The organism is Veillonella parvula, from assembly GCF_902810435.1.
Taxonomy (GTDB): Bacteria; Bacillota; Negativicutes; order Veillonellales; family Veillonellaceae; genus Veillonella.
This window is the reverse complement of sequence record NZ_LR778174.1, coordinates 1,978,645-1,994,016: the sequence shown is the minus strand read 5'-3', so window position 1 is coordinate 1,994,016 and position 15,372 is coordinate 1,978,645. Positions and strand designations below refer to the sequence as shown.

The window sequence follows — 15,372 nt, the reverse complement described above, 5'->3', positions numbered from 1 at the left end:
ACTTTGATAACATAAAATAATATTGATAGTTATTCCTGATGAATATATAATTGAGATTAGATATCGTTTTATACTATTAGAGCCCTAATATATTTTCTGGAGGTGTGTGATGAAAAAGTCATGGGCAGCACTATTGTGTGTTGTATATCTAACGTCTGTTGCAGGTGTGGTAGGTGCAGAAAATAATAGTTCTACAAGTGTGGATAGTGTGAATGAATCTCAAAATACTGTGAGTAATGAGCAGTCAAGACGCATGAAAGATATTACGGTTACGGCTACTCGTACGGAGGCATTAGTTCGCGATGTGCCAATCGCGACAACGATTATTTCACAAGAGGAAATTAAAGATCGCCAATATCGTAATTTAGAGCAAGCCTTACAAAGTGTGCCAGGCGTCGCTTTCAGCACCGATGCTCATGGTGGACAAAATATTACGATGCGTGGCGCCGAATCTCGTCATACATTAATTCTTATTGATGGACGACGTGTTACGGGAGAGTTGACGAAAACGAGAGCTAATGCCATGGGCTGGCTTCGTCAAGGCATGGATAATGTGGAACGCATCGAAATAACGCGTGGTCCGTCGAGTGCACTTTATGGTTCTGAGGCGAACGGTGGGGTTATTAATATTATTACAAAGCAATCCAGAAAGCCAAGTGTAGAGGTTAATACTGAAATCTCTCGCCGTGATGCATCGAGTGCGACGGGATATAACTTCAATGTATTGGCTCGTAGTGGACAAAAAGGAAAGTGGAACGGATCGGTCGGTGCTGGTATTCGCAGGAATATAGCGGGTAATAATGATTCTGGCTCGGATAATAATTATCATGGTGATCGGATACCGCTTCATTTTGACGTATCTTATCAAGCGGGAAAAAGGGATAAATTTTCCTTCTTTATAGATCGAGAAACTGAAGACTTGGATATGAATACGAAAAAGGGTAGCTCATTAATTCAATCGGTTGATAAAAATACGACTACTACAAGCACAGGTCTTCGTTGGAATGGTCGTCGCGGTCGGTCATCGCTTATGGTGCAGTCTTACTACAATCATTACAAAGACACCTATGATCAATATAAGCGCACGGGTGGCATAAAAAAACTATCCATTTGGGATGAATATTATAATAAAGAATGGATTACAGACGCACAGGTTAACACATCAATAGATAAGAAGAATCTCTTGACTTATGGCGTTCAATTCCGTCGTCAAGAAGCGATTAGTACGCGTATTAATAACGGCTCCATTGCATGGTCAAGAACTCGAGAAGGCATTACAGATACTGCGGGTAAGGCAACCATTAATTACGGTAGTTACTTTGTGCAACATCAATGGAAACCTAGTCGTAAATGGGTAATCATTCCTGCTGTTCGCTACGATACGTCAAATGCATTTGATAGTCATTGGTCGCCTAAGATTGGTGTTACCTATAAAGCAAATGATAGTCTTCGCTTTAAAATAAACTATGGTGCAGGCTACTCCACACCTGGTATGACGGAAATGTATCATCATTGGCTTATGGCATCTAATGTGCCAAGAGGGCGATTAGGGGCTTTCGATATATATTTGCAAGGTAATCCTAATTTGAAACCTGAAAGCTCTTATAACTTTGATTTCTCTGTAGAAAAAGATTGGAAACGGACAAATGTTAAGGCGTCCTATTTCCACAATGTTATTAAAAATTATATTGAAAGCGGTGCTAATCGTATTGATATGGCAAATCGCCGTATTTATGTTTCGTATTCCAATTTACCTCGTGCTGTATTGCAAGGTGTGGAATTATCTGTAAATCATAGACTCAATGATAAATGGGATGTATTCGGTAACTATACTTATTTGGATGCGAAGAATGACGTTACCCATAATCGTCTGTTAAACCGTGGTCGTCATGTATTTAGTGGTGGTGTTAATTATCATCAAGGTCGCTGGACTGGCGCGTTCTGGGGTAATTATTATATTAACTACCTTGATGGCATTGATGCTATCGTTGTTAACCCACGCCTCAGCATTCCGAAAAAGAAAAATATTCAAACTTGGAATGTTATGGTGACTCGTCAGTTGAATGATAATGCATCCATGTATGTAGGGGTCGAAAATATATTTGGTGAAAAACAAGACTTACGGGATATTCATGGCGCCACTTATCGTATGGGCCTTAACTTGCGTATGTAATAGTGAGATATTAATGTACGCATGAAATGCTGAGGCCTTAATGTATGAATGAAATACATGCATATGTATTGGTGTATGTAATATAGTGGCATTAATTTGAAACTATAATGTATGAGGTTTAGCTTGCATAAGTAATCTGCGAGGTGATCATTATCAATAAGCCATTATTATGTTTATTGGGGCTTGTTGCCGTTGTGGGAACTTTCACTACGGTTATGAGCTTTGAAGGCAAGCGAGAGGTATTCAGCGAGGCAGGTGCTATTCAGATTGAAGATGATACGAAGCAAATTGTGTCGTTGCCAAACATAGCAAGTCGTGTAGTATCCATTTCTTCGGCGGATAGTGAATTGCTTATCACTTTAGGTGTTAGCCCCGTAGGCGTAGTAAATTCAAGGGAGTTACCGGCAGATGTGCAGGCTAAAATTGCACAGTATCCGAATATGAATAGTGCTGTATCTCCAAGTATTGAACGAATTATTATGTCCGACCCGAATCTCGTTATCGGCATTGCCATGCCGTTTCAAACGGCGTTGCGCAAAGCTTTTAATGCGAATCATATTCCTAGCTTTTACCACTTATCCTCCAATTATGATGACATCATGGACCATATTCGACATGTGGGCACTATGACTGGTCATGATAGGGAGGCGGCTGCGTTGGTCCAGAAATATAATGATATCCTAACGGAAATCATACAGCGTCATAAAGATGAGTCTGTACCGCGTGTCCTCATCGTTTTTGGGACACCTACGAGTTACCAACTAGCCTCCAGTAAAACATATGTGGGAGATATTTTCCAAAGATTAGGGGCAAAAAATGTGGCTGATGTATATTTGCCGCAGGATGTATCGGAGAATGCTTTGGATGGATATATTCCGCTTAATCTGGAGACGATGGCCGTTCTTGATTGTGACAAGGTTATCTTGATTAATCATGGCAGTAGCGGTGAGAAAGATATAGCAGCTTTTAAAAAGGCTTTTAAAACGCCGGCATGGCAGAATGTACCTGCTGTTGCTAATGGGAATATAGAGGTCTTGCCGGGTCCTTTGTTTGCGTCGGTGCCGACCGCTCGAATGGATCAAGTGTTATTATATGCGGAAAAGGTGTTATATGGACAATCTCATTAATGTGCAGGAACGTCGTGGCTTACGCGTTTTTGTGGCTGCGCTGATTCTGTTAATAGCAGGAGTGTTGCTGAGTATGAAACTGGGCGCCGTTCCATTAACTTGGGGCGAATTATACCAAATCATAACGGGTGGCGACACATCGAAAATTGGTCAAATTATCATGACTATACGCTTACCACGTGTTGTAGTGGGCTTTTTAGCTGGCATGAATCTTGCCTTAGCCGGTGTGATTTTACAAGGTATCTTGCGAAATCCTTTGGCGGATCCCGGAATTATCGGCATTACCTCTGGCGGTGCTTTGGCGGCTATGATCATCATGATTCTCATGCCTACTTACGTTATGCTTGTTCCTATTGGTGCTTTTGTTGGTGCGTTAGTGGCATCGTTTTTGGTTTATGGGATTTCTTGGCAAGGTGGGCTCAATCCGTTGCGCCTTATCTTGGCCGGTGTGGCAGTAGCTGCTTTTTTCGGCGGATTTAATACGATTCTATCTGTGTTTTATCCGGATCGTGTTCAAGGAACGGTGAGCTGGATGGCAGGTGGTTTTGTAGGGCGCAGCTGGGATGATGTAATGATGATCTGGCCTTATACGGCTATAGGAATTATTGGATCTATGATATCTATCAGATGGCTTACATTGCTTAGTTTAGGCGATGATACGGCGCGCACTTTAGGTGTGCATGTTGAAAGATGTCGATTGTCCTTACTCGTATTAGCTTCTTTATTAGCCGCATCAGCGGTGAGCGTGTCGGGAATGTTGGGTTTTGTAGGTCTTATTGTGCCTCATGTGGCGCGTCTCATTGTAGGTGTGGATTATCGTTATTTGATTCCTACGTCTATGGTCTTTGGTGGCATATTAATTGTTTATGCAGATACATTGGCGCGCATGGTGATTGCGCCCGGTGAAATTCCTGTAGGCGTACTGATGAGCTTCTTGGGTGCTCCATTCTTCTTGTATCTATTGAAAGGGGTGGGGCGAAGATGAGTGTGTTAATAGTCGATAATATAACGGTAGGTTATGGAAAACGATTGATACTGGAGAATCAATCTATCGTCTTTGATAAACCGGAAATAATATCTATTATTGGTCCAAATGGTTCGGGAAAATCAACGTTTTTGAAAGCTTTGGCGCGGCTTATCAAGATAAAACAAGGCACCATATCGCTGGATGAAAAATCTTTACATTCGTGGAATACGAAGGAATTAGCGCGCCATATAGCTTTGTTACCGCAAATTACGACCGCCCCTGAAGGAATGTTAGTTGAGCAGTTGGTTCGATCCGGACGAAATCCGTATGTATCGATTTTTAAGGAACTATCTGATGCGGATTTAGCTGCTGTGGAGCAGGCGATGAAATGCACAGATGTATGGAAATATCGGTATCGGCAAATAGGGGAACTATCCGGCGGTGAACGGCAGCGCGTATGGCTTTCATTAAGTTTGGCGCAAGAACCGAATATTTTACTCCTCGATGAACCGACTACCTATCTCGATAGTCGCCATCAAATTGAGTTGATGGAGCTAGTTAAACGCACACAGCGGGAACGAAATATTATGGTCGTTATGGTGCTCCATGATTTGAATCTAGCTTTGCGCTATAGTGACCGCATTATTGCTCTTAAAGAGGGAGCTATTGTAGGTGATGGAACTCCGCATATGATGATGACCCCAGAGAATTTAGCAGAGTGGTTCGGTATTAAAGCGGATATTTTACAAAGTCCTCGCAGTGAAGAAACATGTCCTATATGTGTACCATATGGTCTTGCTTAAATAGAGGAACTTAAATGCTATATACTAGTTAATTGTTAGCTGTTTTTACTGAAATGTACACAATAGTAAAAAAGCTATTTCGAAAATTGCATACTGTTTATACCTTAAAGAGACCCCACCTGTGGTGAGGGTCTCTTTATTATGGTAAAATATATAGTGTACCAAATGGTTGGGTGAAATTTTCACGAAATGATGTACCAGAATAAGTACATTATAGAACCCGGATGGGGATTTTTAATGAGGTAAAATAGTGGAATATATTATTTCGTTTATGGAAACATATGGCTATACGGCCATGTTTATTGCAATGGTTCTAGAAAATGCTAATGTGCCTATTCCAAGTGAAATCGTACTTGGTTTTGCGGGGTATTTGATAGCTCAAGGCATATTTGATATGCATACAACAATGGTGGTAGGTATCTTAGCAGGTATTGTTGGTTCTATAGTATCCTACTGGATGGGTGAGCATGGTGGGCGCCCTTTATTATTGAAATATGGTAAATATATATTCTTTAATGAACATAAATTTGAACTGGCAGAAAAGATGTTTAATAAATATGGCGGTGTAGCTGTATTTTTTGGTCGACTTTTACCTGGTGTTCGTACCTTTATCTCCTTCCCTGCAGGAATGGCACGCTATCCCATGTGGCATTTCATCATCTGGACGGTACTCGGTACGATTCCTTGGACGATTTTGCTCGTTTACTTAGGCAAGGTACTTGGTGAAAATTGGCAAGACCTTATCGAGTACAATCATGAGTTCTTGATTGTTATGATCGTTGTATTTGTCATTATAGCTGTAGTACTGGGCTTTAGATACTATCGTAATCGTCGATAAGGAGGCCCTTATGAAACTCTCTCGATTAACACCAGTCGTATTTATTGTGTGGCTAGTGTTTTATATGTTTGGCAATAATATGTTGCCTGTTACAGATCCCGTTGAATCTAATTATGCGTTAACGGCAAAGGAAATGGTTCTTTCAGGTGATTGGCTATCTCCGCAGATTTATGGTACTTATTGGTACGATAAACCCATCATGATTTATTGGCTCATTGCTCTTGGCTTTAAAATCTTTGGAATTGCTGATTGGGTGGTGCGCCTACCGAGTGCTATTTTCGGTGCTTTGTCGGTGGCGACCATGTATCAATCTACGCGTACCATGAGCGGTAAGTGGGCACTTGGTCTCATTGGGGCATCTGTTCTAGGCACATCTCTCATGTTCTGGACCGTAGCACATGGCGTTATTACGGATATGGTGCTCCTCTATACGACGTTGATGGTTATGATTTACTCCTACAAGGGACTGGTGGAACAGAAACCGTATGCCATGATTGTAGCCTATGTATTTGCTGCGTTAGGCGTACTCACTAAAGGTCCGGTAGCCATTGTGTTGCCTGGTATGATTCTGCTTGTTTTTGCAAGTATTAATCGTTCTTGGTCTATGGTGAAAGCCATCTTCGATTGGCGTGGCATTTTAGCTTTTTGTGTAGTTTGTTTGCCGTGGTATGTATACATGTACAGTGTTCATGGTCAAGACTTTATCAATGGCTTCTTAGGGCTTCACAATGTGACTCGCGCTACTCAATCGGAGCATCCAGAAGATAATGTGTGGTGGTATTATCTCGCTATCTTTTTTGGTGCATCCATGCCGTGGACGGGTGCCGTTATTTACGGTATAATCGATGGCTTTAAACAACGTCATACAGGGTTTATCTATAATATGACTTGGGGTGTTGGAATTGTGCTATTCTACACCTTGATGGCAACAAAATACCCTCTATATACCTTTGTTAGCTTAGTCCCATTTAGTGCTATCGGTGCTTTGGGCGTTATGAAGCTTATTCGCAAAGGCAAATCTAGAGCCTTAAAATGGATTATTATGGGGCCGACGTTGCTTTTGTGGATTGCTTATGTAGCAGGCTCTTTCTTCGCACCATGGGGTTTTTATTGTTTGCTCTATGTCGTGGTTGCTATGGCAATATTGGCTATGTTCTATACATGGTATACGAAAAGAGGATATCGTTTAGTTACAATTATTGTCCTTGGTACGATGGTTATATCTTCTATAGTTGTTATGGAAGGTTTAGAGCCATTCGTTAAGCAACGTAGTAATATTGATGTTGTTCCAGTAGTGGATTCCTATGAAGGAGATGTCTATTACTATAACGGCTATAGTACGGCTGTTGTGTATTATACGGGGCATAAGGTTATCAAGATTAATGGTGATGAAAGCCGCTGGGATGATCGAGATAAATTAAAAAAACGTAGCGATGAATGGCAGAAGAAATATCTTATGGAACAAGTAAGTGAAGAGGAATTTAACAAGATTATCGAATCTGGTAAGCCACTTATGTTAATCGTTCCTAAAGGGGAAATTAAGCATTTCCGTCAGTCCTCCATTTATCCACATGTATCTGAGTCTAGTGAAGCAGGTACATCTGAAGTTTACGTACTAAATAAAAAGACTCTATTCAAATAATTGTGAAAAGTTAATAAACATTACAAACAGGTAGTATCCAATGGATGCTACCTGTTTTTTGTTAATTAGCGCTTCAACGCTTTTGGTTAATTAGTTATTTGCTGTTTTTGGTTAATTAAAATCTTGCGGCTTTATGTTATCTGAAAGTTTACTGGTGTTGATCCTCTATATACTATCTATTTATTTGCCTTTTATATTAAAATGCTTATTTAAATAAATAGGATCTTGTCTATATTGACATTTTTCGTACATAAATAATAATACCTACAATATTAATATGATTTATTGACATAATTAATACATATTGATATAGTAGGATATATTAAGTTTAGAAGACGAGGTGTTCTAAAGCCTGATTTCATCTAAGGTTTAGAAAAATGCGGGAAATGATATGAGTCATAAACGCCCCTTGTTGTGAGGTAGAAAGAGGGGACATTATGAAGAAAATTTGGTATCTAATCATTGCTGTTGTGCTTCTCGTTATCGGAGGTGCGGCGTATGCATATTATCAGCATACGGTACCGAAGTCAGCACAGGAGCTGAAGACCGTGCGCGTTGCGTATTTACCGATTACGCATGCGCTACCCGTATTTGCTACGAAGGAATTGGAGACAGCAGATGGTCCTGTCCATGTAGAGCTTGTTAAATACGGTTCCTGGCCGGAACTCATGGATGCGCTCAACACCGGTAAAGTAGACGCTGCAGCTGTTCTCGTTGAGCTCGGCGTAAAGGCTCGTGAACAGGGAATTGATGTGCGCGCAGCGGCATTAGGCCATACGGAAGGCAACATTATCGTTGTAAATAACGACATTAATTCTGTACAGGATTTGAAAGGCAAATCCTTTGCTATCCCTCATAAGCAATCTACACAAAAGATTCTCGTAGACCTTATGCTTGAACGGGCAGGCCTTAGTGAGAAGGATGTACAGATAGTGGAGATGAGTCCTCCTGAAATGCCGTCCGCATTGTCGGTCGGTCAAATCGCTGGGTATAGTGTGGCTGAGCCTTTCGGTTCTCTTGCCATAGAAATGGGCGCCGGGAAGGTCTTTGAAGACCCTGATCACTTATGGCATGACAATATCTGCTGCGCCCTCGTGTTCAACGGTCAATTTGTCGATGAACACCACGACTTGGCGAAGGCTTTCACAAAAGCCTATCTCGATGCAGGTACATATTTAGATGAGCATCCGAAGGCGCAAAAGGAGATTGCCTTGAAATATATGAAATTTAAGGATCCTGTTATCGAGCGTTCCTTGCAAGTAATTGGTTTTGGAGATTTGGCCCTCACCGAGGATCGTTATAATGCGCTCGTGCATCACATGACTCATGTCGATTTGATTAAAAAGGTGCCGAGTTATTCGGAGTTTGTAGATACATCGCTATTGCCATAGGGGGTAGACCATGAAAAAATACACATATGTGCCGGGCGCGTTCATCGCGGTCTGGCTGATTTGGGAGCTGGTTGTCCGCATCGGCGGATTTAACGAAGCCTTGTTGCCGACGCCGTACAAGGTGCTGCTCGGCTTCGGGGAACTCATCGGGGACGGCGTATTGTTCAAGGATATTGCGGACAGTTTGGTGCGCTTTTTCATCGGCTATATCATTTCCGTCGTAGCCGGTGTGTTTTTAGGCCTTATTTTAGGTTGGTATAAGGGCATTTGGAATTATATTAATCCTATCGTTCAGGTGATTCGTCCTATTTCACCGGTAGCATGGTTGCCGTTTATCGTTCTGTTTTTCGGTATCGGTCAAGCGCCTGCTATCGTTATCATCTTTATCGCGGCGTTTTTCCCGGTTCTATTGTCCACGGTGTCCGCGATTCAGAATATCGATCCCGTATACATCAAGGTGGCTCGAAATTTTGGTATCAAGCAGCCGGAGTTGTTATTTAAAATTGTATTGCCCGCGGTGTTTCCTGGTATTGCATCGGGCCTTCACATCGCGCTCGGCACGGCGTGGATCTTCCTGGTGACAGGGGAAATGGTAGGCTCTCAGACGGGTCTTGGATTCCTCATCATCGATATGCGGAATAATTTGCGTAACGACCTTCTGATGGTGGCGATTTTGACGATTGGCTTTGTAGGTCTTTTGCTCGATTGGGGCGTATCCCTCATCGAAAAATGGATTTATAGACGTTGGGGCATTGAGAAATAGGAGGTGGACGTATGGGTTACATTTCGGTGCGCAATGCACACAAGGAATTTATGAAAGATGGAGAACCGCTCACCATCCTTGAAAATATTAATCTGGACATTGAACGAGGTGAATTTATTTGCCTTTTAGGTCCTTCCGGGTCCGGTAAAAGCACGCTTTTAAATGCTATGGCCGGCTTTGAGCTCGTTACTTCGGGCTCTATTACCATCGACGGCGCGGAGGTGAAAGCACCTCAACTGCGGTATGTAACGGTCTTTCAAAATTACGGACTGCTACCGTGGCGAACGGTGGAAAGTAATATTGAACTGGGCCTTGAAAGTAAGAATGTGCCTAAGGAAGAGCGACCTGCTATCATCGATAAATACGTGAAAATGGTGGGGCTCGACCATGCGCGCAATCGTTATCCGGCGGAGTTGTCCGGCGGGATGCAGCAACGTGTTTCCATTGCGCGGGCGCTGGCGGTCGATCCGGATATTATCTTCATGGACGAGCCGCTAGGGGCCCTCGACGCGTTGACACGCATTAATTTACAGGACGAAATCTCCCGCATCTGCCGTGAAGAGGGTAAAACGGTCGTATTTGTTACGCATGATATCGAAGAGGCGGTGGTCCTTGCGGACCGCGTCGTAGTGCTCGCCGCTAATCCGGGACGGATGCAAACGATCATCCCCGTCAATCTCATCGATAGGACGGACAGGACCTCCGCATCCTTCGTCAATATTCGAAATCACATATTTGAACAATTCCAACTCGCCAAAGAAGACAAAATCGAGTTTTATATATAAATGTGATATTGTATATATTAGTAGCAACAGAAGCCCAACAAAAACTGTAGTTTCAAAGATAGTAGGATCGTTCATTACCATCAAGGCTGTTACATGAGGCCTGTCGTTTTGATGGTAGAGAATCTAAAGTCGCTTTGAAATTACAGTTTTTTATATTTTGTTGCATGTGGATATTTTGAATATTAATTTCGCATCAAACTTTCAGAAATGGATGCTATTATAATATAGTAACGGTATACATTTTATGTAGTGCGTGATTATCAGATATATTATCACATATCATGATTGGATATCGTAATATATGAATTGTATTATTATGGGATTTAGTGTATAAATACAGTATATAAAGGATTGATAATCATGATATACAGCATTATTTATTATATGGTTCGGTAGTATAAATTGGGGGAGAGCCAATGTCCTTATTTACATCAGAGGAAGAGAAAACGCTGTCTTTTGATGAATATATGACTTCGTTTGGTACGAATCAGATTGCAAAAGTACAGCAGTTTATAGACTGGCTCGGTCAATATAGGGGCGAGCTTGTTCACAATCCATGGGGCGAGGTGAATCCTGACCTCGAAATTGTTCGGCCTGATTTTGATGCGGCTCAGGTGCGTCGTAACAATTTGATGGCGTATTTGCTGCCGCGGTTGGGACGCTCCAAGATCTTTGTGGTGGCGGAGGCTGTCGGATATCAAGGCGGGCGCTTTTCGGGCATTGCCATTACCTGTGAGCGCATGTTGTTGAATAAGCATAAAACAATTCGGGCGCATCAAATAACGCCTGTTACATTACAAAGAACTAGCTCCCCTGTGAGTTCCATGCTGAAACGGACCCAACGGGAACAGGGATTCAATGAACCTACGGATACAGTAGTATGGAGTGCCATTATCGAACAGGAAATTGATCCATACGATGCACTGTTCTGGAATATATTCCCCTTTCATCCTCATAAGGCGGACGAACCGCTCACTAATCGGACGCCGACTGAGTCGGAGCAGCAGCTGGGTTGGGAATATACGAAAAGACTGTTGGCATTGCACACCGAATTAGGTGGACCGGAGCCACTCGTGCTCGCTGTCGGTCAAAAATCGGCGGACACGATGGGGCGATTCGGCCTTTCAGCCATCGGTCTTAGACATCCGGCTAACGGTGGGGCTAATTTATACCGTGAAGGTTTTGCTGAAGCTGTAGAGAGAGTTTTGAGATAGAAGGTATTACATATGAAACGATATTGTGAATCCTGCCGTCAGTATTGTGACGAGGCTGCCATGTTCTGTCCGCATTGCGGGCAGTATACGACTGCGGTGGAGGTTGAGAGCATCGCACCGGAAGGGGATATTATCTATCCGCTGGCGCATTATCAGTTGAGTTACAAGGATACATTTCTCTATGTGGTGGGCCGCAAATTTATGAATTCAGATGGCCGTGCGTCCAGAGGGGAATTTTTGCGGTTCTTTTTGATGTGGATTTTAGTTATCGCTGGAATTCTGGCCCTTTCTTATGGGCTTATGGTGGTGCTTCATACAGGTATTTATTTAATCCTGTTGGCATGGATGTTACTGACAATCATCGGTCTTGTCTCGCTGATTCCGTTGGGCTCTCTATGTATCCGTCGCCTTCATGATACCGGTAAAAGTAGTGATCATCTGTTTTTAATCTTAATTCCTTTCATCGGACCGATTATTCTATTTGTTCTACTGTGTAAGAAAGGTGAACCGAAGGCTAATCAATATGGTGAGGCGTTGAGGAACATCATTATCGGCAAACGGTTGGCATCTATTATGAAAGTATCGCCTACGAGCAGCGCTTTCACTACTCGAATTCTCGTTGCATTGCTGGTGAGTGCTATCTGCGTATGCAGTGTTTCGTCTCGTTATATGGGACCGGAAAATGAACTGGATCCGGGCGGATGGTTTACGAATATCATCGTCGGTCAAGGCAGTGATGAAGCTGCACGGGATGTTGTTCACGGTTATTTTGACGCCGTCAATGAAAAGAACTATGATAAGGCTTTCACCTATGTTACCGATCAGGCTAAGACAAATCCCGTAGAAAAGCAGAAATGGATGGAAGCTATGATGTCGGCGCCGAAGGTGGTTGTCGGGTCCTTAGGCACGAGTCGTATCAGTCGTATAAATGGCATGAAACGCATTATTTACGAAGCGGATCTGCAAGTCACTAAACCCGGAGATGGCGCGGTTGAGGCTGCGCACATGACACGCTACATATCTCTCGTCGAAGAACATGGTGAGTGGCATATTGAAGGCTTTTATAAAAATATGCCAGATGATAAATAATAAAATGCTTTGGGGCGGTTCAGTTTGAGCCGCCCTTTTAAGTAGTAGTAAAATTTTATGTTACTTTTAATGAATCAAGCGTAGAACTCTTTTGTTTATGTTGTTTTTATGTTATAATGAGCACAACGTATGAAAGTGAGGCTTTCATCAAAACAGATCGGACTATATTGCACTGCGTATCGGATTGAGATAAAAACAGAAGTCTCTTGCGGTTGAAGCATCTGATAGTGCACTATACTCATTTGCTACGGCAAATGGCACACAAACTAGGAACGGCAAAATTTGATAGCGCATTTTTGCGCCCATTTGACGAGACGCTAGTATAATAGCGCCTTTTTCTTTGTGTGACATTTCCTCGTGGCATAGATCAATTCAAGTGATAGGTGAGAAAAACTATGTTAAATAAATTAATGAACAAAATTTTAGGAGGAACTGTGAATACAACAGATAATCAGGTTACTGCGCAAGTGAAAGCAGAACCAACAGTAGCAAAAACTGCTACTCTTACAGCTGCGGCTGAAGGCGAGCAAAAACAAACGCGTCGCCGTACAAATACACGCCGCCCTGCTGGCGAAGGTCGTACGCGCCAACAAACAGCTGGTGAAGGTGAAGGTGCAACACGCCAACGCCGTTCTACAAATACTCGCACAAGTGCGAATGGTGGCCGTACTAATACGACTCGCCGTACAAATACACGTCGCAATGCCGAACAAGGTGAAGGTCAAGAACGCAAAACTCGTCAAACTCGTGCACCGCGTGGTGAAAATACACGTAATACGCGTACTAATAATGGTCGCAATGGTCAAAATGGTCAGAACCGCAATAATAACCGCTCAAATAATCGTTCTACAGGTTGGAACAATCAAGAGGAACAAGTGGAATTAGTCGGTCGCACACCAAATGGCGCCAACAAGGGAAAATTCCAAATCATTCCATTAGGTGGTCTTGGTGAAATTGGTAAAAATATGACTATCTTCCAATACGAGGACGAAATCATCGTTCTTGACTCTGGGCTTGCATTCCCTAGTGAAGATATGCTTGGCGTAGATATCGTTATTCCTGATATGAGCTATATCATCGAGAATAAAGACCGCGTGAAAGCTGTCGTAATTACTCATGGTCATGAGGATCATATCGGTTCTTTGGCATACCTTATGAAAGAAATTAGTTGCCCAGTATACGCAACAAACCTCGTTTGTGGATTAATCGAAGGCAAGTTTAAAGAACATAAGGTATCTCCAAAATGTCTGCGTACGATTGCTGCCGGCGATGAAGTTCAAATTGGTCAAGTGACTGTTGGTTTCATCCAAACAAATCACTCCATTCCTGACTCCTGCGCTGTATACTTTAATACACCAATCGGGACGGTTCTTCATACAGGGGACTTTAAAATTGACCAAACCCCAGTTGATGGCCGTTTGATGGATATGCACAAATTTGCTGAGTTAGGTAACAAAGGCGTATTAGCGCTCTTGTCGGACTCTACAAATGTAGAAAAACCAGGTACTACCGGTTCTGAAAGTTCCGTAGGCCCTGCGATTAAACAAGCTGTTGGAGAAGCAAAAGGCCGCGTTGTTTTGGCGACATTTGCATCTAACGTATCCCGTATTCAACAAGCTATTGATGCGGCGGTTATGTTCAACCGTAAGGTTGTAGTTATGGGCCGTAGCATGGTCAATGTTACAGAAATTGCCCAAGAGCGTGGATACTTGAATATTCCACCAAATACAATCATCGACGTTGATGTAATGCACAACTACACAGATGACCAAATCATGATCTTAACGACTGGTTCTCAAGGTGAACCGATGGCAGGCTTGTCCCGTATGGCAACAAGCAACCATCGCACTGTAGAATTGGCACCGAATGATACTGTTATCATTTCTGCAACACCAATTCCAGGCAACGAAGGTGCTGTAGGTAGAACTATCGATAACTTGCTTCGTTTAGGTTGTAATGTGGTATACGGTAAAGACCGTGGTATTCACGTATCTGGTCATGCGAGCCAAGAAGAGCTTAAAACAATGCTTAACCTTGTTCGTCCGGAATACTTTATCCCAGTTCATGGTGAGTATCGCATGTTGCGCCGTCATGGTGAACTTGGTGTGGCCATGGGCGTAGATCCTAAGAAAGTCCTTATCGGTGATAATGGTCAAATCTTTGAATTCGATAAAGATGGTGGTCGCAAAGGTGGCCGCGTACAAGCTGGCGCTATCTTCGTTGATGGCCTTGGTGTTGGTGACGTAGGTAATATCGTTATCCGTGACCGTCAACAATTGGCACAAGAAGGTATGGTTATCGTCGTTATGGCGATGGATAAAGCTTCCGGTACTATCGTAGCTGGTCCAGACCTCGTATCTCGTGGTTTCGTATATGTTCGTGACGCAGAAGAACTCATGCTTGCTGCGGAGCGCCGTGTAGAACAAGTTCTTGAAGATTGCGAAATGCAACGCATCAAAGACTGGACAACCATTAAGCAAAACGTACGTGACGCATTGGGTAAATTCTTCTATGATAAAACTCGTCGTCGCCCTATGATCTTGCCAATTATTCAAGACGTATAGATATAATTAAGACAAG

Annotated in this window: 12 protein-coding genes; all 12 read left to right on the top strand. The window is 42.7% G+C overall.

Going from position 1 to position 15,372, the window contains the following annotated elements; translation table 11 throughout:
- The first annotated feature begins 109 nt into the window (after nt 1-109).
- The 12 genes from FNLLGLLA_RS09070 (at nt 110) to FNLLGLLA_RS09015 (ending at nt 15,356) form a co-directional block, all read left to right on the top strand.
- On the top strand, nt 110-2,173 hold the full coding sequence (locus FNLLGLLA_RS09070) for a TonB-dependent receptor plug domain-containing protein (RefSeq protein WP_156697321.1): 2,064 nt from the start codon (nt 110-112) through the stop codon (nt 2,171-2,173).
- A 143-nt stretch (nt 2,174-2,316) separates the two neighbouring features.
- Nucleotides 2,317-3,300, top strand: a complete 984-nt coding sequence (locus tag FNLLGLLA_RS09065) for an ABC transporter substrate-binding protein (protein WP_156697320.1) — start codon at nt 2,317-2,319, stop codon at nt 3,298-3,300.
- The gene (locus tag FNLLGLLA_RS09060) at nt 3,284-4,285 is read left to right on the top strand and encodes a FecCD family ABC transporter permease (RefSeq protein WP_156697319.1); all 1,002 of its coding nucleotides are present in this window, start codon (nt 3,284-3,286) and stop codon (nt 4,283-4,285) included. The genes FNLLGLLA_RS09065 and FNLLGLLA_RS09060 overlap by 17 nt, the downstream gene beginning before the upstream one ends.
- On the top strand, nt 4,282-5,070 hold the full coding sequence (locus FNLLGLLA_RS09055; RefSeq protein ID WP_156697318.1) for an ABC transporter ATP-binding protein: 789 nt from the start codon (nt 4,282-4,284) through the stop codon (nt 5,068-5,070). Before FNLLGLLA_RS09060 ends, FNLLGLLA_RS09055 begins: the two co-directional genes overlap by 4 nt.
- Nucleotides 5,071-5,320: 250 nt before the next feature.
- Nucleotides 5,321-5,908 (top strand): DedA family protein, encoded by a 588-nt coding sequence (locus FNLLGLLA_RS09050; protein ID WP_008602158.1) that lies wholly within the window; start codon nt 5,321-5,323, stop codon nt 5,906-5,908.
- 10 nt (nt 5,909-5,918) lie between these two features.
- Nucleotides 5,919-7,550, top strand: coding sequence for an ArnT family glycosyltransferase (locus tag FNLLGLLA_RS09045; protein ID WP_156697317.1), 1,632 nt, complete (start codon nt 5,919-5,921; stop codon nt 7,548-7,550).
- Between the two features lie 437 nt (nt 7,551-7,987).
- The gene (locus FNLLGLLA_RS09040; protein WP_156697316.1) at nt 7,988-8,941 is read left to right on the top strand and encodes an ABC transporter substrate-binding protein; all 954 of its coding nucleotides are present in this window, start codon (nt 7,988-7,990) and stop codon (nt 8,939-8,941) included.
- A gap of 10 nt (nt 8,942-8,951) precedes the next feature.
- The gene (locus FNLLGLLA_RS09035) at nt 8,952-9,704 is read left to right on the top strand and encodes an ABC transporter permease (RefSeq protein WP_038125664.1); all 753 of its coding nucleotides are present in this window, start codon (nt 8,952-8,954) and stop codon (nt 9,702-9,704) included.
- An 11-nt stretch (nt 9,705-9,715) separates the two neighbouring features.
- Nucleotides 9,716-10,489, top strand: coding sequence for an ABC transporter ATP-binding protein (locus FNLLGLLA_RS09030; RefSeq protein WP_156697315.1), 774 nt, complete (start codon nt 9,716-9,718; stop codon nt 10,487-10,489).
- Nucleotides 10,490-10,905: 416 nt separating this feature from the next.
- Nucleotides 10,906-11,703 carry a uracil-DNA glycosylase gene (locus tag FNLLGLLA_RS09025; RefSeq protein ID WP_156697314.1) on the top strand — a complete coding sequence of 266 codons (798 nt, stop codon included), beginning with the start codon at nt 10,906-10,908 and terminating at the stop codon, nt 11,701-11,703.
- Between the two features lie 12 nt (nt 11,704-11,715).
- Nucleotides 11,716-12,792 carry a DUF805 domain-containing protein gene (locus FNLLGLLA_RS09020; protein WP_156697313.1) on the top strand — a complete coding sequence of 359 codons (1,077 nt, stop codon included), beginning with the start codon at nt 11,716-11,718 and terminating at the stop codon, nt 12,790-12,792.
- Between the two features lie 395 nt (nt 12,793-13,187).
- Nucleotides 13,188-15,356: a ribonuclease J gene (locus FNLLGLLA_RS09015; protein ID WP_083791382.1), complete on the top strand. Its 2,169-nt coding sequence runs from the start codon at nt 13,188-13,190 to the stop codon at nt 15,354-15,356.
- Nucleotides 15,357-15,372: the final 16 nt, after the last annotated feature.

Coding starts and splice junctions, on each gene's coding strand:
- FNLLGLLA_RS09020 (WP_156697313.1), top strand. CDS start 11,716: ATGAAACGATATTGTGAATCCTGCCGTCAGTATTGTGACGAGGCTGCC.
- FNLLGLLA_RS09035 (WP_038125664.1), top strand. CDS start 8,952: ATGAAAAAATACACATATGTGCCGGGCGCGTTCATCGCGGTCTGGCTG.
- FNLLGLLA_RS09030 (WP_156697315.1), top strand. CDS start 9,716: ATGGGTTACATTTCGGTGCGCAATGCACACAAGGAATTTATGAAAGAT.
- FNLLGLLA_RS09015 (WP_083791382.1), top strand. CDS start 13,188: ATGTTAAATAAATTAATGAACAAAATTTTAGGAGGAACTGTGAATACA.
- FNLLGLLA_RS09025 (WP_156697314.1), top strand. CDS start 10,906: ATGTCCTTATTTACATCAGAGGAAGAGAAAACGCTGTCTTTTGATGAA.
- FNLLGLLA_RS09070 (WP_156697321.1), top strand. CDS start 110: ATGAAAAAGTCATGGGCAGCACTATTGTGTGTTGTATATCTAACGTCT.
- FNLLGLLA_RS09055 (WP_156697318.1), top strand. CDS start 4,282: ATGAGTGTGTTAATAGTCGATAATATAACGGTAGGTTATGGAAAACGA.
- FNLLGLLA_RS09040 (WP_156697316.1), top strand. CDS start 7,988: ATGAAGAAAATTTGGTATCTAATCATTGCTGTTGTGCTTCTCGTTATC.
- FNLLGLLA_RS09045 (WP_156697317.1), top strand. CDS start 5,919: ATGAAACTCTCTCGATTAACACCAGTCGTATTTATTGTGTGGCTAGTG.
- FNLLGLLA_RS09060 (WP_156697319.1), top strand. CDS start 3,284: ATGGACAATCTCATTAATGTGCAGGAACGTCGTGGCTTACGCGTTTTT.